Origin of the sequence: Actinoplanes couchii, assembly GCF_016862075.1 — a bacterium.
GTDB lineage: Bacteria > Actinomycetota > Actinomycetes > Mycobacteriales > Micromonosporaceae > Actinoplanes > Actinoplanes couchii.
On record NZ_BOMG01000103.1, the window covers coordinates 1 to 25,325 of the forward strand.

Below are 25,325 nucleotides of genomic sequence, written 5' to 3' on the forward strand. Positions count from 1 at the left end.
TACGCAACAACCAGAAACAGACAAAGTGGAGCAACGGGAGAACACTGAAACCAAGGACGGCATAGCCAAAAGCCCGACCGTGTCGCACCCTTTGACCGATCAACTTCGGCTGCAGCACGAATCTGACTGGTCAGGGCTGTCATACGGTCACCCAGATCGGCTGACAGCGGCTGCCGGCGAATCGGGATCACGGTTGCGGGTGCTCCACATCCGATACCAGGCGAGCCGCGATCTCGTCGATCCGCGCTACGGGTGAGCTGGTGAGCAGGTCCCGAAGCTGTTCATATCGCTGCACATCAGGTTTCGCTGCGCGGCCGGTGATGACACTCGCCTCGAGGTCGACCAACTCCCGGCGTAACCTCACCGCCCGCTCGGAGTACGGGGTGTCGAGGCCGAACAGTTCCGACATGACGGCGTCGTCGCCGCTACCGTAGACGATTCGCTCGTACAGATCCTGCTCGACGATCTGAGGCGGCATGTTCTCGTCAGGGCCGGGCAGACGGATCAGGCCTCGTTCATCCGCGGCTTGGCAGATGTAAGGGCTATGAGTGGTGACAATGAATTGAGTCCGCGTAAAATGCTGCTTCAACCAGCCGCCGATACGTTTCTGCCACGATACGTGAAGGTGTGCGTCAACCTCGTCGATGATGACCACACCGGGTGCGATGACTGTAGTGACCCCGTCCGTCTGGACGACGTCAAGGTTGCCGTATGCCTCGTAGACCTGCTTCAGCACGTCAACGACCAGTGCGGCGACAGTGCGGTAGCCGTCACTCATCTCCCGAAGCGGGAATCGGTGCTCGTCTCGTTCTACCCACAACCCATCGGAATCGACATCCTGGATCGCGTATCCGTCAGGAAGAAGGCCGTCACCGAGAACGGCGAGCGCGGCAGCCTTGAGTTGATCGGCGCCGGCACGTCTTTCCAAGGACCGCAGATGTTGCTCGATGAGCCAGCTCACTCCTTCGGCGAGTGAGGCGTCCTCGTGGAAAAGGCTGGCCATGCGAGCGGCTGGACCGCGACTGAGCATCAGGCGCTGGGCATCGCCGGATCCACCGGCAAGGCGCCGAAACGGGCCGTAGCCCGCGCAGAACCAGCCGACCGGATTGTCGTACCACGGCCCTCGCCGCGGTGCGGTCTTCCCGCCGCGGCGGAGAGTGTATTCGGCAATCGCGGGTTGCCGGACGTCGTGTGGACCGAAGAGATCATCACCGGGAAGATCCCAGCTCATGCCCGCCCAGAAAGGCCCGTGAGGTGGACGTCCGCCAGCTCCGAAGCGGTCGACATCCGCGTCGTAGCTGAGCTGCACCGCAGCGATTGCCCCATTTTCCCGACGGACACCCAACTCGCGAAGTCGGAGACCAGGTTCCGTGCTACACCAGGGCCGCCGATGGCCAGAGCGACAGCACGCAGAAGCGAGGTCTTCCCGGAGCCGTTACGGCCGGCGAGAACGGTCCATCCGGCGAAGGAACCATCAGGGCGAGTGAGATCGAGGGAGACGTTCCGAGCCCCGTGGAAGCCACGTACGTTCTCCAGCCGGATCTCTTTGACATACACCTGGTATCTCCTCGCCTGCCGCCGGGCTCCGCGCCTGAAGATCGCGACCCGATCGCTGCCAGCGTATCGAGGCCGGCGGCGCCGCTTGCGTACCGCGTCCTCTTGTCGTCCGGCGGCGCTCGGGGGAATACGCCCGTATTCGCGTCGACGTGGGGCGGAGCAGGGTCATTCCGACGACGGGGTGACTCCCGCGATGATCTGGGCGACGCGAGCCGGGTCGGCCAGATGCGGGAAGTGGCCGCCCGCTACGACCGTGACCTCGGCCCGCGGCGCCCAGGTCCGTAACCAGGCGATCTGCTTCTCCGACGGCGGACGGCCGCTCACCCAGTGGTAGCCGATACCGTCGGCGGTGAGTGCCGTGAGCCGGGCGGCGTTGTCGGCCTCGATGTCCGCGGCCGGCCGCTGCAGAATCTCGTCCCAGTAGCCGAGCAGCAGTTCCGGGCGCGGATCGGTGGCGGTGTCGACCAGGGTGCGGGCGTGCTCCGGCAACGTGTCGAGGCCCATCCCGGCCAGCATCCGGTCCCAGACGGTGCGCCAGTGCGGGCCGCGCAGGACCGGCTCGGCCGCCCGGACCGCGTCGCCGAACGGGCCGATCGTCAGCACCTGATCCAGGTTCACCACGCGGGAGGCCGGGTGGACGGCCGCGTACCCGGTCGCGATCACCGCGCCCAGCGAGTGCCCGGCCACCACCGGATCCACCAGGCCGGCCGTCTCCACCAGGGTGTGCAGGTGGTCGATGACGTCCGCGAGCGGGTACGCCGGCCAGTGCGGCGCGCTGCCGTGGCCGGGCAGGTCAGGGGCGAGCACCCGATGGCCCGGCGCCAGCGCGTCGCGCACCGGGCCCCAGGTGCGGTGGTCGTAGGTCAGGCCGTGCAGCAGGAGAATGTCGGTCACATACCGGAATGCGTTCCCTCCGGTGGAACGAATCGTTCGTCGGGCCGGTCACACCCGCCAGCGGGCCGGACCGCCCGGTGCCGGCTGGTATCGCAGGACCGCGCCGGTGCGCAGTGACGCACGCAGGTGCAGCGCCACGATCGGAGCGGCGGTGTCCAGGCGTCCGAGCACCGTGCTCAGGGCCCGGGTGGCGTTGACCCGGGCCCGTTCGGCTTCCGCGCCGTGCCGCCGGGGCCGGCCCGCGCCACCGGCCGCGGCCCGCAACTGGGCGACGAGCGCGCTCCGCTCCCGGGTCACCGTGCCGGCCACGGTCACGTCACCGGTGCGGTCGGCCTCGTCCAGACGCGCGTCCAGCTCGGACAACCGGCGGCGGTAGGTGTCCCGCGCGGTGGAGTCCAGCAGCGGTTCGGCGGGTGCGGTCCGTAGTCCGGCGCCTCCGGCGACCAGGTCCAGGGCGGCGATCTCCCGGCCCGGCGCGGCCAGCAGCGTACGCAGGAAGTGCAGGCCCCGGACGTCGCGCAGGCGTACGGTCGTGTCACCGGTCTCCAGCGTCCAGTCGTCGCCGGCGCCGGCGCGCAGCAGCCGCCACTCGTCCCCGCCGGGCTCGCCGATCGTGATGCCCAGCCGCCCGGCGAGCGACCGGGCACGTTCGGTGTCCCCGGGACGGCCGCGGGCGGCGAGAGTGGCGGCGAGCCAGGCGAGAGTGCCCAGCCGTTCCTCCTGCGCCACCGCCCGGTCGAAGTGGCCGAGGGCCTCGTCCCGTCGGCCGAGCCGGTGCGCGAGGCGACCGAGCAGGGCGTCGACGGTGCCGGTGACGGTGCTCGCGAAACCCCCGACCACCAGCCGTCCCCGGTACGGGACCAGGGCCGCGTACAGCAGATGGGCCGTTTGTTCCGTGCCGCCGTGCGCGGCGACCACCGCGAGATCGGCGACCGCGCCCAGCCAGCGCGGACCGGTCCCGGCGAGCACCGCGGGCAGCACCCGGTCCAGTTCCAGCAGCGCCTCGTCGTCGCGGCCCGCCGCCAGCAGCACCCGGGCCACGGTGGCGCCGAAGAACTGGCCGGGCACGGTGCGGGCCATCTCCCGCAGCGGCTCGATCGGCGGGCCGGGCTGCCCGCGCAGCAACGCGAGCTGGCCCCGCAGGCCGGCGGTCAACCGGTTCGTGTCGGAGATCCCCGCGCGATGCCCGGCCTCCTCGGCCTGGTCGGTCAGCGAGTCGGCCGCCGCCAGACGGCCCCGGGCCGCCTCGAACACGGCCTGCCGGGACAACACGATCACCTTCGCCGGTACGTCGCCGAGCAGCTCACCGGCACGGCCGTAGGTGACCAGTGCGGTCTCCGCCGCTTCCAGGTCACCCAGCTCGGTCAGTGCGGTGAACCGCCACAGCATGCCGCTCAGCTCGGTCTCCGGATCCCCGGCCCGGCAGGCCAGGCCGATGATCTCGGCGGCCGTGTCCAGCCGGTCGGTGGCCCCCGCCGGATCCCAGAGCGCGTGCAGCCGGCCGTCGAGTGCCCGGGCCAGGGCCCGGCCGTCACCGTCGGCGCGGGCCAGGGCCACCGCCTCGTCCACCAGGGTGCGGCGGCGCTCGACGGCGGCCGGGTCGCCGAGCAGTTCGCGGGCCAGCCGGATGAGCACGCGGGCGCGGACGGCGACCGGAAGGGATCGCTCGGCCGCCGTCTCCAGCAACCGGACCAGCGCCACGTCCGGGATGAGGAAACCGGAGCGGGACGGCACGCTCAACGCCAGCTCCGCCACCGGATCACCGGCACCGGGCACGAACTCTCCGGCCAACCGCAGCGCCGGCCCGCGACGGCCACCGGTGACCAGCCAGATCGCGTGCACCAGATCCCGGTCGTGGCCGGGCAGGAGCACACTCAGCTCGGCCACGGAGAGCGGCTCGTCGATCCTCACCCACCCCAGCGTAGGTCCGCCTTCTCCGGTCCCGATACCGGGCTCAGGGCACCCCGGCGCTGACGGCTCAGAGCACCCCGGCGCTGACGGTGAGCGCGGCGGCCGCGGCGAACTGCGGGATGGTGGCCAGAGTCCCCGCGGCGGCTCCCGGAACCGATCCGGTGAGGGCCGTCGCGGTCAACCGCGGCAGGACGACGCCCATTGCGGCGCCGCAGACGACGAGCAGCCCACCGGGATACCCGGCGGCCACGGTCAGGATCAGCGCCGGTACGGCCACCGCGGCGAGCACCACCGGCCGGCGCAGCACGGAGAAGAGCGCGAAGGCGGCACCGTACCCGACCGGGACCAGCGGGTGCACGTCCGGGCGCAGTGCGGTCAACAGCAACAGGACGGCCTGGCACGCGTACGCCACACCCGTGCCCGACGCCGCCAGCACGGCCGCACGTCCGGCGAACACCGCCCGGCCGCGCCGTCGATACGCCCACCCGAGCGGCGCCACCGCCACCGTGCCCAGCAGGATCCAGGCCGGGCCGCCGGTCAGCCGCACGACGACGAGCGGCCCCAGCACCGACAGCGGCACCAGGATCCCCAGCACCAGCCCGGCCACGTCGCCGCGCCCACCCGCGGCGGGCGGAAACCGGCCGGGCCGCACTAGCATGACCACCGTCGCGGCGGCCTGGATCACGAACAGGACCCGCCACGAGCCGCCCGACACCACGGCGGCCAGCTGACCCGTCACGCTCGCGGCACCGAGCACCGCCGCGAGCCGGTGGTACGCCGCCGGCCCGGCGATCGCGGTCAGCGCGAACGCCTGCGGCACCATCGCCGCCGCCGCGAGCCCCTGCAGGGCCCGGCCGCCGACGAGAACCGCCGGGCCCGGTGCGAGCGCGCAGACCACACAGCCCACCAGGTATCCGGCGGCGCCGGCCCGGAACAGCCGGCGGGTGCCGTACCGGTCGCCGAGCACGCCGCCGGTCACGAGACCGGCGGCGTACGTGGTGGAGAAGGCGGCCAGCACCAGCGCCGCGCCCGTGCCACATCTGTGGCGCGACCGTGCTGACGGCGAAGAAGTCGAACACCGCCAGGAACGGCGCGAGCAACACCATCGGTCAGTCCAGCACTGCCAGCGCGTCGACCTCGACCAGCACACCCGGCGGCAGCTGCATGTAGACGGTCGTCCGAGCCGGGTACGGGGTGCCGGCCAGCTCGGCGTAGGCCTCGTTCATCTCGATCAGATGACCGGGATGGGTGAGGTAGACGCGCAGCATCACCACGTCCGTGAGACTCGCGCCACCGGCGGCCAGGACCGCGAGGACGTTGCGCAGCGCACGCGTGGTCTGTTCGGTGACGGTATTCCCGCTGATCTGCCCGGTCACCGGATCGAACGGCAGCTGACCCGACACCTGCAGGATGTTGCCCTTGCGGATGCCCTGCGACAGTGGCGCCGCCGGGACCGGGGCCGCGGTGGTGAACACGGGTGTGCGCCGCCGCCACGCCCGGCGTTCGGGTCCGCGCGGGTCGTCGGCCGGCTGCCAGGTGCGGCCGATCCGCATCGTCGTCCGGCGGTCCGTGTCGTACGCCGGCCAGCCGGGATCCCCGGTCCGGGCGAAACGGATCCAGGCGTCGTGCATCGGCCCCGGGCCGAAGACGTGCGGCAGCTCGATCGTGTGGGTCGCGCCGAGCCGCGGGGCACGCCGGCCGAACTCGTACAGGAAGGTCGCCGTCCGGGTCTGCCGGGCGTGTGCCCCCGCCAGTGCCCAGGTGCCCGCGCCGAAGAGGCCGTCACCGAGGATCGCCGAGCGCAGTTCCGCCTCGGTCGCCTCCGGGCGGTGTGCCCGGTACGCCGCGACCAGGCGTTCCGGCTCCCGATGGGCGGCGGCCGCCGTGTCTAGCACGTCGGCGCTGGTGGAGCTGTCGTACCTGCCGACCGGGATCAGGTAGAGGTTGCCCTCCTCGGTGTTGGTGCCGGCGAGCAGATCCACGTCGACGGCGAGCGTGTCCGCCGGTTGTGCCGCCAGCACCAGGCTGAACGGGCTGAGCCCGAGCAGCGGATCGGTGTCGGCCGCCGTGCGCAGATCGATCCCGGCCAGCCCGGCGGCGGCCTCGACCAGCTGCTCGTCGGGGATCGCCGCGAACGCCGCCACGGTCGCCTCGATGCCCAGTTTCGCGGCCGCGGCCGCGGTGACCCGGGCCCCCTGTTCCGGGCTGAACGCGCCCAGCCCGGAACCGCTCTGCACGATCGCCCGGTGGAACAGTCCGGCCGCCTGCGGGGTGGCGAGCACACCGCCGACGACGGTGGCTCCGGCGGACTGCCCGAAAAGGGTCACGTTCTCCGGGTCGCCGCCGAAGGCGGCGATGTTCTCCCGCACCCAGCGCAACGCGGCCACCACGTCGAGCAGCCCCCGGTTGGCGGGAGCACCCGGGAGGTCCAGGAAACCGGCGATCCCGAGGCGGTAGTTGACGGTGACCAGCACGACGCCGTCGTGGGCGAACTGCGTGCCGTCGTAGGCGGACGCCCGGTTGGAGCCGGCGACGAACCCGCCGCCGTGCACGAACACCATCACCGGCGCGCCGTGACCGGCCGTGTCGGGTGTCCAGACGTTGACGGTCAGGTAGTCCTCGCCCCGGTGCCAGCCGTCGCCGAAGTAGTGCGACATGTCGACGTCACCGAGCCGGCGCTCGGCCTGCGGCGCGTTCGGCCCGAACGCGGTGGCGTCGCGTACCCCGTCCCAGGGTTCGTGGGGTTCCGGCGCCGCGAAGCGGGTGGCGCCGGTGGGCGCGGCGGCGTACGGGATGTTCAGGAAGGCCGCCCCGTACCCGCGGACGTCGCCCTGTGCGGTGGTGACGATGCTCATCGGAACGCCGCCCAGTCCTTGATGCCGAACCGGTCGCCGTCGCGGGTGACCTCCAGCGCGCCCGCGCCGGGGAAGTGGGCCGGCACGACCAGCGCGTTGTGGTCGGCGGCCCAGCCCAGCAGGCGGCGGCGGGTGGCGGCAGCGGCGGCCGGGTCCTCGCAGAAACAGCTGTTGGCATCCGGTTCCAGGACCTGCACCGGGCTGTGCATGAGGTCGCCGACGAACAGCGCCCGGTCGGTGCCGGACGTCAGGGTCAGCACGCTCGACCCCGGGGTGTGCCCCGGCGCCGCCTCCAGCAGCAGGTTGCCGTCGATGCGGTGCACACCTTCCCAGAGCAAGGTCTGACCCGCCTGGTGTACGGGTACCACGCTGTCCTCGAACACGTTCTGGTTACCGCGCCCCAGCACCGTGGGACTGTCGTTCGCCGGGTTCCAGAAGTCGAAGTCGGCCCGCGGCATCAGGTAGGTGGCGTTCGGGAACGTCGGCACCCACTCGCGGTCGTGCAGGTGGGTGTTCCAGCCGACGTGGTCGATGTGCAGGTGGGTGTTGACGACGATGTCGACGTCCTCCGGGCGGACCCCGGCGCGGGCCAGGTTGCCGAGGAAGTCCGTCTCGCGGTGGGACCACACCGGGGCGTACGGCCGCTCCTTGTGGTTACCCACCCCGGTGTCGATCAGGATCGTCCGGCCCTCGCTGCGCAGCAGCCAGGTCTGGATCGCCGAGTTGACGATGTTCGTGGCCGGGTCGAGGAAGGTCGGCTGCAACCATCCGGCGTTGTCGGCCCAGACCCGTGCCGAGTTGTCGGGAAGGAACACGTCAGGTGTCATCTCGACCGTGCCGTAGTACTCCCAGACCCGGGTGATCGACACGTCACCCAGCTGAATGGTGTTGATGTCCGTCATGCCGTCGATCCTGGGAAAAGCCGGCCGTCCCATCCAGACCCGCTGTTTCCTACCCCTGTCAGGTGCAGGCAGCGGACCGGGCGTCCCGCGCATACTTGCCGTCATGGAAGCGCGTTCGCCGCTCGGCGAGTTCCTGCAGGCCAAGCGGGCGCGAGTCAGCCCCGACGACGTCGGGCTGCCCCGGTACGGCGAGCGCCGCCGGGTGCCCGGCCTGCGCCGTGAGGAACTCGCCATGCTCGCCGGAGTCAGCGCCGGCTACTACACCCGCCTGGAGCAGGGACAGTCGCTCAACGCCTCGGCCGAGGTCCTCGACGCGATCGCCGGGGCCATGCAGCTCACCGCCGCCGAACGCGAGCACCTGCACGTCCTGTCCGCGACCGTGCCCCGCCGGGTACACCCCGCGACCCCGCCGCGGGAACACGCCGACACCGGGCTCCGCACCCTGCTGGCCACGATGACCGAGGTGCCGGCGCTGGTCACCGGCCGGCGCAACGACGTGCTCGCCTGGAACCGGGCCGGGCACGCGCTGTTCGCCGGGCACCTCGCCTTCACCGCCCCGGACGACCCGGGCACCCGCCCCAACATGTCACGGATGGTCTTCCTCGACGCGCACACCCGCGCCCTCTACCGGAACTGGCCGGTCAAGGCCCGCGCCGTCGTCGGCAACCTGCGGATGACGACCGGCCGCAATCCCGGCGACACCGCCCTGGCCGCCCTGGTCGGGGAACTGGCCATCGAGAGCGCCGATTTCGCCCGGATGTGGGCCGAACACCTGGTCGACCCGTGCGGCCGGGACACCTACACCCTCAGCCACCCGATCGTCGGCGATCTCACCGTCACCCAGCAGACCTTGACCGTGCCCCAGGAGCACCAGCAGTCCCTGATCACCGTCACCGCCGAGCCCGGTTCACCCTCCGCCGCCGCCCTGGCCGTGCTCTACCTCTACCTGGCGTAGCGCTCACTGGGCCAGGACGCCACCGTCGACGAAGAGGTCGTGGGCATTCATCGCGCCGTTGTCCAGCAGGAAGTCGACGGCGTCCGCGACCTCGTCCATGGTGATGAGCCGGCCGATCGGGGTGCGGGCCGTCATGTGGCCGAGGTCGGCGCCCGCCCAGCGAGGGCTGTCCCCCACCAGGGCCGGGTGCAGGGCGTTGATCCGGTGCGGGGCGAGCTCCAGGGCCAGGGTCTTGATCAGGCCGGTGATCGCGCTGTTGAACGTGGTGATGACGGTGGAACCCGGGTAGGGGCGCTCCTTGGCCAGCCCGCCGAAGACCACCACCGAGGCGGACGGGCCGAACCGGTCCCGCAGCACCCGGATCGCCTCGGTGTAGCCGACAAGTTTGGTGGTCACCGCGATCACGGCCTCGTCGATGTCGAAATCTGTCAGCGTGCTGGGCTTCTGGAAGGCAGCGGTGATCACCAGGCGGTCGACCCGCTCGACGGTCCGCAGCGACTCGGCGATGGTGTGCGGCCGGGCGAGGTCGACGGCGATGCCGGTGACGGTCGGGCCCATCTCCCGGGCGACCTCGCCGGCTTTGGCAGCGTCGCGGCCGGCGATGACCACCGTGTCGCCGCGGCCGGCGTGCCGACCGGCGACGAAGCGGCCCAGGCCGGCGGTCCCGCCGATGACGACTGACGTGCTCATGATGTCTCCTCCACTTATTGACCACGTGGTCATCACGACTGTAACCGCCTTAATGACCACGTGGTAATTTAGGGGGGTGAGCCGCCGACCACACCGCCGCGACCCTGAGGGACACCGCCTCGCCATCCTCGACGCAGCCCGGGAGAGCTTCGGCGAGAAAGGCTTCGCCGGTGCCACGGTGCGCGACATCGCCGGCCGGGCCGGGGTGACACACGGGCTGGTGCTCCGGCAGTTCGGCACCAAGGAGCAGCTGTTCCTGGCCGCGGTGCCGGGCCATCGGGAGCTGGACCGGACGATCCCCGGCGACCGCGAGACGCTGCCGGAGCGGGTGGCGGCCGCGTTCGTCGAGCGGATGGAACGCAACGCCGCCGGCGATCCGCTGGTCGTGCTGCTGCGCAGCATCGCCGCGGACCAGAGCGTGACGGCCGGCCTGCTGGAGGCGATGGCCACCAACAGCCTGGAGGCGTACAGCCAGGTCCTGGGCGACACGGTCCCCGACGTCCCGGCCCGCGTGGCGATGCTCGGCGCCCAACTGATCGGCATCACCGTGGTCCGCTACATCGCCCCCACCGGCCCACTGGCCCGCATGCCGGCCGACGAGCTGACCCACCACCTGACCCGCGTCCTACGCCAGATCCTGCTGGCCGACTGACGGCGCCCCGCCCACACGCCGCCACGCCGGAATCAGACTCGCGAGTCGTTCCGACTGCTCGTACTGGGATCGCAGGTCGAGCGCCCCGAGACGGACGACGAGGTGACGGGCCCCGGCGTCGATGTACCGGCCGACGGCCGCCCGGACATGATCGAGCGATCCGGCGACAACCGCCTGGACCTTCCGGAACTCGGCGAGCGGCATGCCGTACGTGGCACAGACGTATCGCTCCATGCCCTCGAAGGCGCTGTCCTCGTCGTCGTCGATCAGCACGGTCAGGAAGAGCGCGGGTGTGATCGCGTCAGCCGCGCGACCGGCATCGGCCGCGGCCTTTCCGATCGCGAGCAGACCCGCGGCGTAATCGGCCGGGTCGGGCGGGTAGGGCAGCCATCCGTCGTACCGTCGCCCGGTACGGGCCAGTGCGGCAGGCGTGGCGCCCCCGAGCCAGATCGGCGGGCCCCCGGCACGGAACGGGCGGGTCGCGGGCGGCATGTCGTCGTACCGGAAGAACTCGCCGTGGAAGTTGGCAGCGCCGGCCCACAGCTCGCGCCACAGTGCGACGGTCTCGTCCAACCGGGCGAAGCGCCGCGGCCACGGGACCTCGGACAGGGTGTAGAACGGCCGCCCGAACCGGCCGGGAAAGCCGGCGCCGACCGCCACCGCCAACCGCCCGCCGCTGAGCAGGTCGATCGACGCCAGCGACTGCGCCGTCTGCACCGGGCGGCGCAGGAACGGGAGCAGCGCACCGGTGCCCAGGGTCGCGGTGGAGGTGCTCGCGGCCAGGGCGGCCAGCATCGTCAGCGCCTCGATCCGAGGGCTGATCAGGGAGTCGTTGACGAACAACGAGGAGAAGCCGAGCCGTTCCGCCGTCTGACCGAAGGTGATCAGGTCACGCGGGTCGTCGCCGGGGCCCCACTGGGCCTTGCCGGTGGGAAGAAGTACACCGATGTCCACGGCGACGATGCTCGCCACCGGGCGACACCGGCCGCAATTCCCTGCCGGGAATGGCCCGGAGACACGGGTGCCGCTACAAACAAGCCCATGGATTTCTCCCGGGTGCTGCGCGAACGGCGCATCGAGCGGCGCATCAGCCAACTGGAGATGGCCTCGCGGGCCGGCACCACGCAGCGGCATCTGAGCTTCATCGAGTCGGGCCGGTCCGTTCCGGGCCGTGGCATGGTCCTGCGCCTGGCCGAGACGCTGAACCTGTCGCTGCGTGAGCGCAACGAGTGGCTACTGGCCGCCGGGTACGCGCCGGCGTATCCGCAGACACCGCTGGACGATGCGGCCCTGGCGCCGGTACGCGCCGCGCTCGGCCATGTTCTCGACGGGCACCGGCCGTACCCGGCCCTGATCGTCGACCGGACCGGTGCCATGATCGGGGCGAACGACGCTTTCGACGTGATCACGCAAGGCGCCTCGGCCGATCTGATCGGTCCCGGCCGGAACATGTACCGCCTGGCACTGCACCCGGACGGGATCGCGCCGCGCATTCGCAATCTCGCCGAATGGGGCCGGCACATCCTGGGCCGCCTCGACCGTGCGGAGGAGCTTCGCGACGAGTTGCGGGGATACGTCCCCGAGCTGGAACCGTCGTCCGGGCGGTTGGGGTTCGCGGTACCGCTGCACCTGGACTCGACGTTCGGGCGGCTACGGCTGATGACGACCGTGATGACGTTCGCTACCGCTACGGACATCACGCTCACCGAGCTGAAGCTCGAGGCTTTTCTGCCGGCCGACTCCTTCACTGCGGAGGCGCTGCACGTCGCTGCGGCAGGCTGAGCCCTTCTTTTGATCCGTACGGCTAAAAGTTTGATCCTGGGCATCGAAAGATATGGACGCTTCGATGGAAGTGGTTCAGGATGTTCACAGTCGTGAATCACCTCCGTAACGGGAGCGCAGATGAGACGTGTGTCCAGGTTCGCCCTGCTGATAGCCGCCACCGTCGTCGCCGGGACGCCGACGCCGGCCTCCGCCGCCGAGGATCCGCCCGAGCAGGAACCGGGGGTGACACTCCGGACGTACGACATCGGGGTTCCGCTCAGCCGGGTCTGTGAGCTCAAACCCGGCCAGACCCCCAACGTCGACAAACTGATGTCGGCCATCGACTGGTCCACCGAGGAACAGTTCGGCCTGCAGGACAACTTCGTCACGCACGCGCTCGCCAACCTGAACGCCCCGGCGGCCGGTGCCTACCGGTTCCGGCTGACCAGTGACGACGGGTCGAAACTGTGGATCGGCGACAAGCTGGTCATCGACCACGACGGGCTGCACGGCGCCGAGCCCAAGGAGGGCACGATCGACCTGACGGCGGGCCTGCACCCGCTGCGTGTCGAGCACTTCGAAGCCGGTGGCGGCCAGGAGCTGCGGCTGGCCTGGCGGGCCCCGGGCGCCGACGACTTCACGATCGTTCCGGCCGGTGCGCTGACCACCGACAAGGGTGTGGTCCGGGTGACCGCGCCGGGGCGCAAGGAGTGCGTCTCCGGCACCGACACCCCGGGTGACGGGCTGCCGCTGACCGCGGTGAACCCCGGGTACACCCTCACCGACCTGCGCCCGCCGGGCTTCGAGCCGCAGGTCACCGGCATCGCGTGGCGGCCGGACAAGAAGATGGTGATCACCACGTGGGGCGGCTCGGACGAGGTGGACGGCAAGGTCTTCCTGGTCGAGAACGTGACCGGGCAGACCGGTCCGGCCCGGGTGACGTACAAGGAGATCGCCTCGGGTTTGAAGGAACCGATGGGCGTGGCCGTGGTCGACGGCATGGTCTACGTGTCGCAGAAACACGAGCTGACCGAGCTGAAGGACACCAACGGCGATCAGGTGCTGGACACCCGGCGCACGGTGGCGGTCTGGCCGTTCGGTGGAAACTTTCACGAGTTCGCGTTCGGGTTGCTCTACAAGGGCGGCAACTTCTACCTGAACCTGTCGGTGTCGATCAATCTGGGCGGGGCGACCACCGACCCGCAGCCGGCTCCCGGGCGTGGCACGCACATCGTGGTCAACCGCAAGAGCGGCGAGGTCACCACGGTCGCGGGCGGTCTGCGCACCCCGAACGGCATCGGCTGGGGCCCCGGCGACTCGATCTACGTGACCGACAACCAGGGTGGCTGGCTGCCCTCGTCGAAGCTGATCAAGATCAAGGACAAGGGCTTCTACAACCACTACACCAACCCCGATGGTCCGTACGACGCCCAACCGGTGACCCGGCCGGTGCTGTGGCTGCCCCAGAACCAGATCGGCAACTCCCCCAGCACCCCCGTCTTCCTGGAGTCCGGCCCGTACAAAGGCCAGGTGTTGATCGGTGACGTGACCTATGGCGGGCTGCAGCGCGCCGCGCTGGAGACCGTGAACGGCGCCGAACAGGGCGCGGTCTTCCGGCACACGCAGGGTCTGGAGGCGGGCATCAACCGGGTGTCGCTCGGGCCGGACGGTGCGATCTACGTCGGTGGGCTGGGCGCCGACGGCAACTGGGGCCAGGAGGGCAAACTGCGGCACGGCCTGCAGAAACTCACGCCGAACGGCACCAGCGTCTTCGACATGAAGACGATGAAGGCCACCGCGGACGGATTCAAGATCGAGTACACCGAGCCGCTGGGCGACGCCACCGTGGCGAAACTGGCGACCTCGTACCAGATCGAGCAGTGGCGGTACGCCGCGACCGAGCAGTACGGCGGGCCGCAGGTGGACCTGGAGAAACTGTCGGTGACCGCGGCTAAAGTTTCGGCCGACCGCAAGACCGTCACGCTGACCGTTCCCGGGCTGCGCCGCGACCGGGTCGTGCACCTGCGCTCGCCGCGACCGTTCGCGGCCGCCGACGGTGAGACGCTGTGGAGCACCGAGGCCTGGTACACCATGAACGAGCTGCCCGGAAAGCCGATGCAGCAGGTGTTCTACGAGGCCGAGGAGGGTTACCGGGAGGGCGGCGCCACGCTGGCGAAGGATCACCGCGGTTACTCCGGGGTCGGTTTCACCGCCGGATTCGGCAAGCTCAACGCCTCCACCACCATGCATGTGACGGTGGACAAGGCCGGGGAGTACGCGGTCGGGCTGCGCTACTCCAACGGCCCCGACCCGTTCAGCGGCACGAAAACGGTCAGCCTGCACGTCAACAACCGCAAGGTGAAGCAGGTGTCCCTGCCGACCACGGTCACCTGGGAGGAGTGGGCGACCGCCACCGAGAAGGTGAGCCTGCGCAAGGGTATGAACACCGTCACGTACCGGGTGGACGCCCTGGACACCGGGCACGTCAACCTGGACCTGGTCAGCGTCCGGGAGCCCGGCAAGCGGGTCACCCTGTTCGACGGCCGGAACCTGGACAACTGGCAGCACACCGACGGCCGGCGCCCCGAGTGGCCCCTGGTCGGCGGAAATGCCGCCGAGGTCTGTTGCGGAGACCTGCGGACCAAGGAGGCGTACGGGGACTACAAGCTGCACGTGGAGTTCAAGGTGCCGCTGCTGCCGGACGACGTGACCGGCCAGAACCGCGGTAACAGTGGCGTCTACCAGCAGGAACGCTACGAACTGCAGATCCTGGACTCGTACGGCGACACCACCCCGGCCGACAACGAGGCAGGCGCGATCTACACGGTGAAGGCGCCGGACGTGAACGCGGCCACCGCCCCGGAGACCTGGCAGACGTACGACATCACCTACCGGGCCGCCCGCTACGACGCGGCCGGAGCGAAGACGTCGAACGCCCGCATCACGGTGATCTGGAACGGTCGCAAGATCCACGACAACATCGAGATCCCGAGGGGCACCGGAGGCAACATCCCGGAGGGTCCGTCGACGGGAGCGATCCGCCTGCAGGACCACGGCAACAAGGTCCAGTACCGCAACATCTGGATCGAACCGGCCTGACGTCGCTCACCGGCGCCCCGGCGGAACTTCCGCCGGGGCGCCTGGCCGCGTAGTCCTACAGTCACGGCATGCAGTGGTATCTATTGATCATCGGCATCGTGCTCGCGGTGGTCGCCACGGCTGTCGTCCTCCAGCGACGGCGCCGCCGGCCGTTGACCACACAGGAGAAGGCTCAGGCCGCCATGGCCGCGATCCGCCGTAAGTCCCCGCGCCCCAACCGCGACGCCCTCGACCGGGGCCACGGTGTGCCGGACCGTCATTCCGGCGGCATCATCGAGAACGCCATCTACGGCGACACCTCCACGTTCGACTCGGGCAGCGGCGGAGGTGGAGGCAGCTCGCACTGAACCCAGGGCCGGGTCGGCGACGCCCGGCCGGGGCTGGATGTCAGTCGGTGTCGTTGGACAGCATGTCGTAAGCCTCGGCGGGTAGTTCGCCGGCGTCGGCGGGAAGACTGGGGGCCTTCGTCTCGCCGTAGCCGGAAACCTTGATGACCAGCGGCGGAGTCGGCTCGAACGGCTCGGCCGGCTGCGAGGTGATCTCCGACGGCATCGTGACGGTGAACTCGGTGAGCCGCCCCTGATCGTCCAGGGTCGCGCGGAACGGCATCGCCTTCGCGGCCGGGCCGTACAGGTACGCCGGGTCGTTGAACGCGCGCTGCAGGAACGGGTCCTGGCCGGTGGCATCCAGCGTTCCGGTGATCACGTTACCGGAGCGCTCGGCGGTGGTCACCGCGGCGACCAGGACGCCGGCCCCGGTGGCGTCGGGCTGCTTCGCCGTCGGCAGCTGCGCCATCACGTCCAGGCCGCTCTGCTCGTCCACCTCGGCGGCGGCCGTCAGCTTCGTCTCGTCGGCACGCACCCAGTTCCTGCCGTCGAGCAGGTCGTAGATGGCACCGGCCTTCTTCTGCTGTGCCGGCGTGGCGTGCTTCTTCCAGTACTCCAGATACTGCTCGCGCGTTTCCGGCTGCACGTGGAGCAGGTACTGCAGGCGCGTCTCGGCGCCGATGCGGGCCACGGCGTAGGTCTCGGTGTGCCGGATCGACGCGCCGCCGGGCAGCGCGGCCGTGCCCTGCTGGACGTCGGCGATGAAGCCGGCGCCGCTGCGGGTGAAGGTGTAGTTGCCGGCCCGCAGCGCGGCCACCGAGTCCCGCAGCGCCTGCCCGGCGTCGGTGGCTCCCGCCGCGGCGGGCTGGGCGTCGAGCGTCCGGCCCGGGTTGAGCGCCACGATGCCCACCGTCACCGCGACGACGGCCGCCGCGGTCGCGGAGGCGGCCCAGACACGGCGCCGGTTGGTACGAGGGGACTTCTCGTTCACAGGGGTCGTCTGCATGCGGCAAACCATAACCCACCCTAGCGAGTTTCTCTACATAGGGTCCGAGCTGGCTTTATGCAAAGTCAACAATCGCCTGGTCAGGGCTCCTGCCGAATAGTGGCCAGCAGACCGACGTCGGCGGAATCCGGCGGCGACTCCAGAAGCTCGCGCAGCGGCCGCTCCGCCCGCTCGTCACCACGGACGGCCAGGCCGTACACGGCCTCGACGCGGGTGTTGACGTCCTCGTCGTCGAGCCGGGCGGCGAGCGCGTCGCGCAACTGCGGGAAATCCTCGTCGGTGTTGCGCGCGAGACCGAACGTAGCCCAGTCCCGCACCCGGGCGTCCGGATCCCCGGAGAGCGCGACGAGAGCATCGAAGGCCGCCGGGAGAGGCTGCCGGAGCAGGCCGAACACGACGCTGTACCGCACCCCGGCATCCGGATGGGTGTGCCATCCGATCAGAGGCGCAAGGCTGCGCCCGTCACCGATGTGCCCGAACCCGGAAGCGATCGAGGAGATCACACCGGGATCACTCTCGTCCCGCGCCATCACGAGCAACAGATCCAGCGAGTCCGCACCGAGCGGCCCGCCGACCCCGAGTTGACCGACCACGTCAGCGGCCAGAGCACGGCGAGCAGCGACGGGATCCACGGACAACCGCCCGGCACGGTCGAGATCCTCCGGCTCGCCGTGAACGTGCAACTCGGCGATCAACTCCCAGCGCCGATCCTCGTCACCGGCGGCATCGTCCCGTAACACTTCGTCGAAGGTCACCTGGCCATCCTGCCCGACACACCGACCAATTCGCGTGACATCGTCACACCATGGGGATCGATTACGGATATGACCTCTATCTGCCCACGCACGCGGTCGGCCGGGCTCTGCGGGCCGTCGCGGCGATCGCCCGGGACGACATCGGGTCGGTTGACCTGGTCGTGCCCGGTGGAGAGCGGATGACCCTGCCGTTCCGCGGGAAACCGGTGAGCGATGTCGATCATTGGACGCTCGACACCTGTCTGTACTTCCCGGTCGAGGACGAGGCGATCCGGGCCTGGGCCGACGTCGAGCGGTCCGAGGGCCGGCATCGGGAGCCGGAGGCGATCTCGGGAAACCCGCCGCCGGCTGGCCGGACCTAGGGTGACGGGGCCGCGCCCGGAGTGGGTCCGGGCGCGGCTTCGGCACTACAGGTCGGCGGGGCCCGCGGCTATGGCCTCTTTCACCGCGGCGGTACGCCGGTCGCCGGCTTTCTCGTCGACGGCCTCGTCGCGGGGCTCCGGTGCCGCGCGGCGCTGTGCCGACGCCGCCGCGCCGACCGGGCCGTTGACGCCGCCGCGGATGCGGTTGTTGGTGGCCACCTGGGCGGCCGGGGTGTTGCCGGCCAGGTTCAGGGCGCCGTCGATGATGTTGTCGTCGACGGTGGCCGCGCCCGTGGTGTTGCTGATGCCGACCTCGCGGCCGAAGTAGCCGCCGGACGCGCAACTGTCCAGGCGACCGTTCGGGCCCAACTGGACCCCGCCGAGGTTCCCGGCGAAGGTGGCCTTGCCCCGGACCGCGCTGCCGCAGATGACGCTGCCGGTCTGGCTGTTCAGCACCGACAGGGCGCCGTCGACGAACGAGTCGTGCACGTCGGTGTAGTGCGTGTTGTTGGTGCTCACCGACTCGGACACCTCGCTGCCCCGGTCCAGGCGCACCTGACCGGCCTGCGCGTTGACGGTTCCGCTGACGTTACTTGCCTCGACGAACAGGAAACTTTCCCCGGGAGCGGATCCCTGCGGTCGTACGGCCACCGATCCGGTCGTGGATTCGCGCAGGTAGACGCCGTAGCCGCCGGCCGCGAGTTCCACCGACCCGTTGACCGTGGTGCCCTTGGAGTCGAGGTAGCCGTCGCCGAGGATCTGCAGGTCCCCGGCGATCCGCACCCCGTCGGTGACCAGGTTGGCCCCGGCGAGGACGCTGACGTTCCCGGTGATGATCGTCCCGGTGAGTGTGCAGGACTCCCCGGCCGGAACGAGCAGGTCGTTAGGGACGGTGACCGCTCCCCCGGTGCCGACACAGTGGGTGACCAGGGCGGCGTGCGCGGCGGGAAGGCCCGCCAGGGCGGACGCGGCGACGACAAGAGCGGTGACGGAGGCCAGTTTGGCGACGGGATGTCTCATCGAAAATCTCCCTCGGCGGAAAGAAAACGGGCTCATGCGCCGATGCCCGATCGGGCGGCGGTGCGGACGATGGTTCCGGCCTGGCGGCTGGTGAGGGTGCCGGCGGCGACCAGGCCGGCGGTCACGGTCTCCACGTGCCGGACGAAGGCGGCGTGGGTGCGGTAGACGGCTCGTTCGGCGATCAGGTCGTTGATGGTGCAGCCGTTGCCGGTGTCGGCGTTGACGACACCGGTGTCGTCCCCGTCGATGATCACGGTGGCGCGGGTGTCGGAGCCGGGGCACTGGTCGGTGCCCGATCCGGCGACGGTGAAGGTCACCGTCTTCACCGCCGCGACGTTGCCGGCCTTGTCGGCGGCCCGGTACCCGAGGGTGTGGTCGCCGACGGCCGTCACCACGACCGGCGCGGTGTAGGCGGTCCACGCTCCCGCGTCGAGCTGGTACTCGATCTTCGCCACGCCCGAGTCGGCATCGGTGGCCGTCACGGTGACGGTGGCCCGGTCGGTCCCGGAGGCCACTGTCGCGTTCGTGACCGGCGGGGTGGTGTCCGGCGCGGGCGGCTCGACGACGGTGAAGCTCGCCATCTTCTCGGCCGCGATGTTCCCGGCCACGTCGGTGGCCCGGTAGTGCAGCATGTGCGGGCCGGCCGCGGTCACCACGACCGGGGCCGTGTAGACGGTCCACGCCCCGCCGTCGAGCTGGTACTCGATCGTGGCGACACCCGAATCCGCGTCGGTGGCGGTCACCGTGACGGTGGCCCGGCCCGGGACGAGCGCCACCGTCGCGTCGGTGACCGGCGGTGTGGTGTCCTCGTCGGTCGCCTCGACGACGGTGAAGGACACCGAGCCGACCGCCGACACGTTCCCGGCCCGGTCCGTGGCCCGGAACTGCACCGAGTGATCCCCGACTGCGGAAACCACGACCGGATTGCCGTACGCCTGCCAGCTGGTGTCGTCGACCTGGTACTCGACTCCGGCGACCCCGGTTCCGGCGTCCGTGGCGGTGACCGTGACGGTGGCCGACCCGACGTAGGCGCCGGCCGCGTCACGGGTGCCGGTGACCGCGCCGGAGACGGCCGGCGCGGTGGTGTCCTCGTTGTCGCCCGAGGTCACGACGAGTTCACCGACCATGGTGCTGTGGCCGGGGATCGTACAGAAGTAGCGGTATTTTCCCGGGGTCAGCGTGACGGTGGCGGTGTGCCTGCCGTCGGTGGCGTCGAACGGGCTGGCCAGCACGTTCAGGTCGACGTCGTGGTTGTAGCCCTCGGTGGTGGTGTCGAAGGTGAGGGTGTGCGGCATGCCGAGGGTGTTGCCGGTGGCCTCGCTGTTCTCCCACACGATCGTGGTCTCACCGGCGGTGGCCGTGGTGGGCGCGGACTTGTAGCGGGTGATGTCGCCGTCGGCGGTCCAGGTCAGGGTCTGCGCGGCCGACGCCGAGGGCACGAGCAGCGGGGTCATCGCGACCACCAGCCCGGCCACCAGGGCCATCACCCGCCTCTTCCAGGAGGCCGAACTCATAGCGCACGCACCCGGATGTTGCGGAACTCGGCGGTGTCGCTGTCGCCGTGGTTCTGCAGGCCGATGTGCCCGCGCAGGAACTGCCGCAGGTCGGTCGGCGGATCCCCGGCCCGGGACGACTGCTTGCCGGGCGTGTTGTCGAACTCGTTGATGACCACGCCGTTACGGATGATGGTGTAGTGCTGTCCGGTCACGCGTACCTCGTAGTTGTTCCACTGGTTCTTGGGGGTGGGCCGCGCGTCGGCGAGGGTGATCGGGTCGAAGTTGTAGATCGATCCGGTCTTCTGGGTCTCGCCGGTCTCCCCGTCGTAGATCTGGATCTCGTGTCCGCAATAGATCGCGACCCAGGCCTGTGAGGTGCGGGCGTTGCCGGCCGTGCCGCAGCTGTCCGGCGGCCGCTGGTCCAGCGGGGTCCGCGGGTCCGGGAACCGGGCGAAGACGCCGGTGTTGGCGCGTCCGGTGCCCGGGGCGACGTCCTTGAACTGCAGGCGCAGCGAGAAGTCGCCGAGCTCCTTGGTGTGCCAGAGCATGCCGAGCCCGCCGGCCGAGCGCAGTGCCCCGTCGGCCTGGATCGAGAACGATCCGGTCGGTGCCTGCTCCCAGCCGCTGAAGGAGGCCGGGGTGCCGTCGAACAGCGGCTCGTAGGCGCCGAGCGGTGCGGAGGCGGCGGCCCTGGTCAGGACACCGGCCTGCCGGTCGTCGAGCCACGCCTTGGCGATGGTGGTGACGTGCCGGACGAACTGGTCGCGGCTGGACCACTGGCCCTCGTCGTCGATCAGGTCGTTGAGGGTGCAACCACCGCCGGTCGCCACGCTGGTGACCCCGGTGTCCGTGTCACCGATCCACACCGTGCTCCGGGTGTCCGGAACTGAACATCCGGCGGTGACGGTGGTCGTGGTGGTGACCTTCTCGCCGTCGGCGTAGGTGACGGTCAGCTTCGCGGTGAACGAGCCGGCCTTGGTGTACGTGTGACGCGGGTCGGCCTCGGTCGAGCCGGTGCCGTCACCGAACTCCCACTGGTGGCTGACTCCACCGGAGCGGGAGCCGTTGAACGCGTACGTCAGCGCCTTGTTCTGGACCTCCACCGAGGAGGCGGCCGGAACCGGAGTCGGAGCGCCGCCGGTGTAGACCACCCGGAGCAGTTTCTGCGCGGCGTGCAGGCTGAAGAAGCCGCCGCCGTAGTCGAGCAGGTAGAGCGCGCCGTCCGGGCCGAACTTGGCGTCCATCCAGCTCATCAGCCGGTTGTCGGCGTTGCCGCCGGGCAGGATGGCGCGCAGCGACTCGCCGAACAGCGGCGGCTTCTGCTCGGGCACACCGGCCGGGTCGACGGTGACGGCCACCCGGTTCGCGGCGTTGCTCTGGTCGCCGATGAACCACTTCTCGTCCCAGTACGCCGGCCAGGCCACGGTGCTCGCCGGGTCGACCAGGTCGCGGTGGTACGTCGGGCCGGACATGACCGCCTGGCCGCCGCCGCGCAGGTAGGGCTGGGTGTAGGTGGCGTCGGCCGCGGTGTACGTGGGGATGCCGGAACCGTCGGCACGGGGCGGGAAGACCGGGCCACCGCCGTCGGGCGAGTACCAGATCATGTTGTCGCGGGCCGCCGGGATGTCGGTCAGGCCGGTGTTGCGCGGCGAGTTGTTCTTCAGGTTGTTGCAGTCGTACCAGCCGGTGAGCTGGGTGGCGTCGGTGTTGCTGCGGTCGCGGTACGGCTGCCGGTTGCCCATGCAGTACGGCCAGCCCTGGTTACCGGCCGAGGTGATGATGGTGGCGGTCTCGTACTTGGCCGGGCCGAGCGTGGGGCTCGGTGCGGCGGCGTCCGGCCCGACCCAGCCGGCGGTGAGCCAGTCGTGTTCCGGGTCGACCTGCAGGCGGGCGATGTTGCGCACGCCCATCACGTAGATCTCCGGGCGGGTCTTGTCGGTGCCGGCCGGGAACAGGTTGCCGTTCGGGATGGAGTACGTGCCGTCGGCTTCCGGGTGGATCCGCAGGATCTTGCCGGCCAGGTCGTTGGTGTTGCCGGAGGTGCGGCGGGCGTCCTGGAACGAGATCCCGGCGTACTCCTGGGTCCAGTTGTTGCCGGAGTAGCCCGACGAGCCCTCGGAGGAGTTGTTGTCACCGGAGCCGATGTAGAGGTTGCCGGCCTTGTCGAAGGCCATGCCGCCGCCGGCGTGGCAGCAGCTGTGGATCTGCACCGGGAACTTCAGCAGGTCCTTGCGGGTGTCCTGGTCGATGCTGCGGGTGGCGTGGTCGTAGGTGAACCGGCTGACGGTCCGCTCACCGGTGCGTTTGGTCCGGTCGATGGAGGCGTGCGGCATCCAGTAGACGTAGAGCCAGCCGTTGGTGGCGAACTTCGGGTCCGGGGCGATGCCGAGCAGGCCCTCCTCGTTCTTCACCAGCTCGGTGCCGCTGCCCCGGTTGCCCATCACCGGCAGCGTGGTCAGCAGTTTGACCTCTTTGCTGCGCGGATCCCAGGAGTGGATGGTGCCGCAGCCCAGGCCGACCTTCGGGTCGTCCCAGCTGACCACCGGCCCGCTCGGGCAGGCGGCCTTGCCGACGTAGAACACGGTGCCGTCGGCGGCGATGGTCAGGCCGTGCGGTTCACCGACCTGGTCGAGCTGACCGGTCTTGTTGGCCGCGGTCAGCCGCTCGGTCTTGTAGTTGGCGGCGATGGTCGCCTGGCAGTCGCCGCGCACCAGGCCGGCGGCCCAGGACAGCGCCCCGGTCAGGTGTTTGCGGAAGCCCTCTTCGGCGTAGCTGCCGGCGGTGTGACCCATGCCGGTGTAGAAGGAGCGCCCGCCCTGGTAGTCACGGCACCAGGAGATCGGGTGGAAGGCGCCGTTGGCGCTGGCCCCCGGGGTGTAGTGGCGTTCCTCGACCTGGGCGAGGGTGTGCACGGCGCCGATCGGGTTGGGATCCCAGTTGTACCAGCGGTCCGAGCGGCTGATGGTGGCCGGCAGGCCCTTGGTGGCCGGGTGCCGGCTGTCCAGGACGTTCACCACCGACTGGTTGACGGCGGGGTCGGCCGGCGGGGTGCTCGCGCCGGTGAACAGCCGCAGGTCGGCGAGCTGGGTCAGCGGCTCACCGGAGTTGGCGGTGACGTTCAGCCGGAAGTACGCGGCGGTGGCCGGGGTGGCCAGGTCGAAACGCCGGGTCTGGAACCGGTCGGTGAAGGTCTGCCCGGCGCGCTTGTCGACGTCGCTCCAGGCCTGCCCGTCCGGCGAGCTCTGCAGCGTCCAGTCCTTCGGGTCGCGGCCGGCCGAGTCGTTGGCCGAGGTCAGCGCGTACCCGGTGATCGTCTTGGCGGCGGCCAGCTGGTAGGTGATCCAGCCGGTCGGGGTGCGTACCAGCCACTTGGTGTTGGCGTCGTTGTCGGTGAGTTTGTCCTTGGTCTCGTTCGGCGGGTTCTCGCCGCTGACGGTGACCGTGGTGACCGGTTCGGAGAGCGGGATGGTGCCGGCCGGGCGGGTGCCGATCAGACCGGTGAACCAGGTCGAGTCGAGTTGCGCCTTGGCCGCGTCGCCGATGCCGACAAAACCACCACCGGCTTTCATGTACGCGGTGAGCGCGCTCTCCTGGTCGCGGGTGAGGGTGACGCCTTCCGCGGACAGGAACACCACCGCCCGGTGCCGGTTCAGCTGGGCCGCCGTGAACAGGGCCGGGTCGCTGGTGACCGTGACGGTGATCCCGGCCGCCTGCCCGAGTTGCTGGATGGTCTGTGCGGCGACCGCGACCGGGTCCTTCTGCCCGGCGGCGGTCCCGTGGAAGACCACCACCGAGATCGGCGCCGCGGCGGCCGGTGCCGCGACCGCTGCCGTGCTGGTGATGGCGGGTGTCCCCCCGGCCACCACGGCCAGTGTGGACAGGGCGGCGAGCCCGGCCCGTATCCGTCGTCTGATCATTTGTGCACCCCCTCGTGTGTTGCGGTGGTGTGGGCGTGGCCCTGGAAGCGCTGGATGGCCTCGGCGGCGCCGGCCGGCATGCTGCCGTCGGCGTTGCGGACCAGGAAGATCCCGGCCATCCCGCCGTCGGAGTGGTTCTGCACGTGGCAGTGGTACATCCAGGCGCCGGGGCCGACGCCCTCACCGGCGATGACCTGGAACCCGAACGAGCTGCCCGGGTTGAGGTCCTTGTTGTCGATCGTGGGGCTGGGGTCGCTGATGCTCTCCAGCATTCCGGTGCGGTTGTCGACCCAGCGGTGGGCGTGCAGGTGGAAGGTGTGGAAGAGGTCGCCGTGGCCGATGGCCAGGAACTCCACCCGCTGGCCGAGGTTGGCCTCGAACATCGGTGTGTTCGGCGCCGACTTGTTGTTGATCGTCATGCCCTGGAAGACCACGGTGAACTGCTTGTCCGGGAGCACGTCGCCGCGACGGCGCACGATCAGGCCGCCGTAGAGGCCCTTGATCACGCCGCCGGTGCCGTGGTCGGTGCCCATCGCGTGGTCGTGGTAGTGCCAGTAGCCGGCGCTGCCGGGCATGAAGCGGCGCCCGGGTGCGGCGAACATCTCCCGGGAGCGCCACTGGTAGGTGCGTGTCTCGCCCGGCTCGTTGTAGGAGCCGTGCAGCGGGGCGCCGTCGGACTCGGTGCTGTAGTCGACGCCGTGCGCGTGGATGGACAGGCGTTTATCGGTGGTGTTGACCAGGGTGATCTCCAGGGTGTCGCCCTCGTAGATCTCCAGCATCGGTCCGGGGACGGTCGCCTTGCCGCGTTCCAGGCCGTATCCGTATTGGCCGCCGGGCAGTGCCTCGGCGTAGATCGTGATCTTCTTGACGACGGCGAGTCCGGCGCTGGCCGGGGTGTCCGTGAGTGCGACCGCGCTGATGGCCGGGACAGCGGCGCCGAGTGCGCCGACGGCGAGCAGGGAGCGCCGTGGGAATCTGCCGGTTCCCGGGGCGGTGTCGTCCATACGTCTCCTCCATCGAGGAAGCCGGGTGCGGGCATGACGAATCGTCCTCGCGAAACCGGCTTGGTGATGAGGCAAACATATGACTTATATCAGGCGAAGTAAATATCTGGCGGAACAAACTTTGGTTCCGGAACCACTAAAGATTTGCCGCCGAAAAAGG

Annotated in this window: 21 protein-coding genes; 6 read left to right on the forward strand and 15 right to left on the reverse strand. The window is 70.3% G+C overall.

The window, feature by feature from the left end:
* Positions 1 to 187: 187 nt before the first annotated feature.
* The 7 genes from Aco03nite_RS41295 to Aco03nite_RS41325 all read right to left on the reverse strand — a co-directional run bounded on the left by Aco03nite_RS41295 (position 188) and on the right by Aco03nite_RS41325 (position 8,119).
* Positions 188 to 1,309 carry an AAA family ATPase gene (locus Aco03nite_RS41295; RefSeq protein WP_239145876.1) on the reverse strand — a complete coding sequence of 374 codons (1,122 nt, stop codon included), beginning with the start codon at positions 1,307 to 1,309 and terminating at the stop codon, positions 188 to 190.
* Positions 1,228 to 1,557 (reverse strand): ATP-binding protein, encoded by a 330-nt coding sequence (locus tag Aco03nite_RS54900; protein WP_203806463.1) that lies wholly within the window; start codon positions 1,555 to 1,557, stop codon positions 1,228 to 1,230. Before Aco03nite_RS54900 ends, Aco03nite_RS41295 begins: the two co-directional genes overlap by 82 nt.
* Before the next feature lie 165 nt (positions 1,558 to 1,722).
* Positions 1,723 to 2,451, reverse strand: coding sequence for an alpha/beta fold hydrolase (locus tag Aco03nite_RS41305; protein ID WP_239145877.1), 729 nt, complete (start codon positions 2,449 to 2,451; stop codon positions 1,723 to 1,725).
* 48 nt (positions 2,452 to 2,499) lie between these two features.
* Positions 2,500 to 4,362: a tetratricopeptide repeat protein gene (locus Aco03nite_RS41310; RefSeq protein WP_203806465.1), complete on the reverse strand. Its 1,863-nt coding sequence runs from the start codon at positions 4,360 to 4,362 to the stop codon at positions 2,500 to 2,502.
* Positions 4,363 to 4,429: 67 nt separating this feature from the next.
* Positions 4,430 to 5,380, reverse strand: coding sequence for an MFS transporter (locus Aco03nite_RS41315; protein WP_203806467.1), 951 nt, complete (start codon positions 5,378 to 5,380; stop codon positions 4,430 to 4,432).
* 91 nt (positions 5,381 to 5,471) lie between these two features.
* Complete coding sequence (locus tag Aco03nite_RS41320; RefSeq protein WP_203806469.1) at positions 5,472 to 7,217, reverse strand: carboxylesterase family protein; 1,746 nt, start codon at positions 7,215 to 7,217, stop codon at positions 5,472 to 5,474.
* A complete protein-coding gene (locus tag Aco03nite_RS41325; protein WP_239145878.1) occupies positions 7,214 to 8,119 on the reverse strand; it encodes an MBL fold metallo-hydrolase in 906 nt (301 codons plus the stop codon). Before Aco03nite_RS41325 ends, Aco03nite_RS41320 begins: the two co-directional genes overlap by 4 nt.
* Before the next feature lie 103 nt (positions 8,120 to 8,222).
* Here Aco03nite_RS41325 and Aco03nite_RS41330 point away from each other — a divergent pair, with 103 nt between their 5' ends.
* On the forward strand, positions 8,223 to 9,074 hold the full coding sequence (locus Aco03nite_RS41330) for a helix-turn-helix domain-containing protein (RefSeq protein WP_203806471.1): 852 nt from the start codon (positions 8,223 to 8,225) through the stop codon (positions 9,072 to 9,074).
* A 3-nt stretch (positions 9,075 to 9,077) separates the two neighbouring features.
* Here Aco03nite_RS41330 and Aco03nite_RS41335 read toward each other — a convergent pair whose 3' ends face one another.
* The gene (locus Aco03nite_RS41335) at positions 9,078 to 9,764 is read right to left on the reverse strand and encodes an SDR family oxidoreductase (protein ID WP_203806473.1); all 687 of its coding nucleotides are present in this window, start codon (positions 9,762 to 9,764) and stop codon (positions 9,078 to 9,080) included.
* A gap of 76 nt (positions 9,765 to 9,840) precedes the next feature.
* Here Aco03nite_RS41335 and Aco03nite_RS41340 point away from each other — a divergent pair, with 76 nt between their 5' ends.
* Positions 9,841 to 10,416: a TetR/AcrR family transcriptional regulator gene (locus Aco03nite_RS41340; RefSeq protein ID WP_203806475.1), complete on the forward strand. Its 576-nt coding sequence runs from the start codon at positions 9,841 to 9,843 to the stop codon at positions 10,414 to 10,416.
* Here the strand turns inward: Aco03nite_RS41340 and Aco03nite_RS41345 are convergent.
* On the reverse strand, positions 10,390 to 11,370 hold the full coding sequence (locus Aco03nite_RS41345) for an LLM class flavin-dependent oxidoreductase (RefSeq protein WP_203806477.1): 981 nt from the start codon (positions 11,368 to 11,370) through the stop codon (positions 10,390 to 10,392). The two genes, Aco03nite_RS41340 and Aco03nite_RS41345, sit on opposite strands and share 27 nt — an antisense overlap.
* 87 nt (positions 11,371 to 11,457) lie before the next feature.
* Between Aco03nite_RS41345 and Aco03nite_RS41350 the strand changes: the two genes are divergently transcribed.
* From Aco03nite_RS41350 to Aco03nite_RS41360, 3 genes are all read left to right on the forward strand, one after another.
* Entirely contained in the window at positions 11,458 to 12,198 is a 741-nt protein-coding gene (locus tag Aco03nite_RS41350; RefSeq protein ID WP_203806479.1) for an MmyB family transcriptional regulator, read from the forward strand.
* A gap of 120 nt (positions 12,199 to 12,318) precedes the next feature.
* Complete coding sequence (locus Aco03nite_RS41355; RefSeq protein ID WP_203806481.1) at positions 12,319 to 15,279, forward strand: 3-keto-alpha-glucoside-1,2-lyase-like domain-containing protein; 2,961 nt, start codon at positions 12,319 to 12,321, stop codon at positions 15,277 to 15,279.
* 68 nt (positions 15,280 to 15,347) lie between these two features.
* Positions 15,348 to 15,626: a hypothetical protein gene (locus tag Aco03nite_RS41360; RefSeq protein WP_203806483.1), complete on the forward strand. Its 279-nt coding sequence runs from the start codon at positions 15,348 to 15,350 to the stop codon at positions 15,624 to 15,626.
* Positions 15,627 to 15,666: 40 nt separating this feature from the next.
* Here the strand turns inward: Aco03nite_RS41360 and Aco03nite_RS41365 are convergent, their stop codons facing one another.
* Positions 15,667 to 16,611: a hypothetical protein gene (locus Aco03nite_RS41365; protein WP_203806485.1), complete on the reverse strand. Its 945-nt coding sequence runs from the start codon at positions 16,609 to 16,611 to the stop codon at positions 15,667 to 15,669.
* A gap of 80 nt (positions 16,612 to 16,691) precedes the next feature.
* Complete coding sequence (locus Aco03nite_RS41370) at positions 16,692 to 17,366, reverse strand: HEAT repeat domain-containing protein (RefSeq protein WP_203806487.1); 675 nt, start codon at positions 17,364 to 17,366, stop codon at positions 16,692 to 16,694.
* 50 nt (positions 17,367 to 17,416) lie between these two features.
* Between Aco03nite_RS41370 and Aco03nite_RS41375 the strand changes: the two genes are divergently transcribed.
* The gene (locus Aco03nite_RS41375) at positions 17,417 to 17,728 is read left to right on the forward strand and encodes a hypothetical protein (protein WP_203806489.1); all 312 of its coding nucleotides are present in this window, start codon (positions 17,417 to 17,419) and stop codon (positions 17,726 to 17,728) included.
* A 45-nt stretch (positions 17,729 to 17,773) separates the two neighbouring features.
* Here Aco03nite_RS41375 and Aco03nite_RS41380 read toward each other — a convergent pair whose 3' ends face one another.
* Genes Aco03nite_RS41380 through Aco03nite_RS41395 form a run of 4 tightly spaced genes read right to left on the reverse strand, consistent with a single transcriptional unit; the run spans position 17,774 to position 25,165 of the window.
* On the reverse strand, positions 17,774 to 18,748 hold the full coding sequence (locus tag Aco03nite_RS41380; RefSeq protein WP_203806491.1) for a hypothetical protein: 975 nt from the start codon (positions 18,746 to 18,748) through the stop codon (positions 17,774 to 17,776).
* Positions 18,749 to 18,780: 32 nt separating this feature from the next.
* Positions 18,781 to 20,262, reverse strand: coding sequence for an OmpL47-type beta-barrel domain-containing protein (locus Aco03nite_RS41385; protein ID WP_203806493.1), 1,482 nt, complete (start codon positions 20,260 to 20,262; stop codon positions 18,781 to 18,783).
* A complete protein-coding gene (locus Aco03nite_RS41390; RefSeq protein ID WP_203806495.1) occupies positions 20,259 to 24,161 on the reverse strand; it encodes a ThuA domain-containing protein in 3,903 nt (1,300 codons plus the stop codon). The genes Aco03nite_RS41385 and Aco03nite_RS41390 overlap by 4 nt, the downstream gene beginning before the upstream one ends.
* The gene (locus Aco03nite_RS41395; protein ID WP_203806497.1) at positions 24,158 to 25,165 is read right to left on the reverse strand and encodes a multicopper oxidase domain-containing protein; all 1,008 of its coding nucleotides are present in this window, start codon (positions 25,163 to 25,165) and stop codon (positions 24,158 to 24,160) included. The genes Aco03nite_RS41390 and Aco03nite_RS41395 overlap by 4 nt, the downstream gene beginning before the upstream one ends.
* Between the last annotated feature and the right edge of the window lie 160 nt (positions 25,166 to 25,325).

Excerpts from the sequence above, each read along its gene's own strand:
- Aco03nite_RS41380 (WP_203806491.1), bottom strand. The coding sequence starts at position 18,748 with ATGAGACATCCCGTCGCCAAACTGGCCTCCGTCACCGCTCTTGTCGTC.
- Aco03nite_RS41395 (WP_203806497.1), bottom strand. The coding sequence starts at position 25,165 with ATGGACGACACCGCCCCGGGAACCGGCAGATTCCCACGGCGCTCCCTG.
- Aco03nite_RS41365 (WP_203806485.1), bottom strand. The coding sequence starts at position 16,611 with ATGCAGACGACCCCTGTGAACGAGAAGTCCCCTCGTACCAACCGGCGC.
- Aco03nite_RS41350 (WP_203806479.1), top strand. The coding sequence starts at position 11,458 with ATGGATTTCTCCCGGGTGCTGCGCGAACGGCGCATCGAGCGGCGCATC.
- Aco03nite_RS41360 (WP_203806483.1), top strand. The coding sequence starts at position 15,348 with ATGCAGTGGTATCTATTGATCATCGGCATCGTGCTCGCGGTGGTCGCC.
- Aco03nite_RS41390 (WP_203806495.1), bottom strand. The coding sequence starts at position 24,161 with ATGATCAGACGACGGATACGGGCCGGGCTCGCCGCCCTGTCCACACTG.
- Aco03nite_RS41330 (WP_203806471.1), top strand. The coding sequence starts at position 8,223 with ATGGAAGCGCGTTCGCCGCTCGGCGAGTTCCTGCAGGCCAAGCGGGCG.
- Aco03nite_RS41375 (WP_203806489.1), top strand. The coding sequence starts at position 17,417 with ATGGGGATCGATTACGGATATGACCTCTATCTGCCCACGCACGCGGTC.
- Aco03nite_RS41385 (WP_203806493.1), bottom strand. The coding sequence starts at position 20,262 with ATGAGTTCGGCCTCCTGGAAGAGGCGGGTGATGGCCCTGGTGGCCGGG.
- Aco03nite_RS41320 (WP_203806469.1), bottom strand. The coding sequence starts at position 7,217 with ATGAGCATCGTCACCACCGCACAGGGCGACGTCCGCGGGTACGGGGCG.
- Aco03nite_RS41335 (WP_203806473.1), bottom strand. The coding sequence starts at position 9,764 with ATGAGCACGTCAGTCGTCATCGGCGGGACCGCCGGCCTGGGCCGCTTC.
- Aco03nite_RS41355 (WP_203806481.1), top strand. The coding sequence starts at position 12,319 with ATGAGACGTGTGTCCAGGTTCGCCCTGCTGATAGCCGCCACCGTCGTC.
- Aco03nite_RS41325 (WP_239145878.1), bottom strand. The coding sequence starts at position 8,119 with ATGACGGACATCAACACCATTCAGCTGGGTGACGTGTCGATCACCCGG.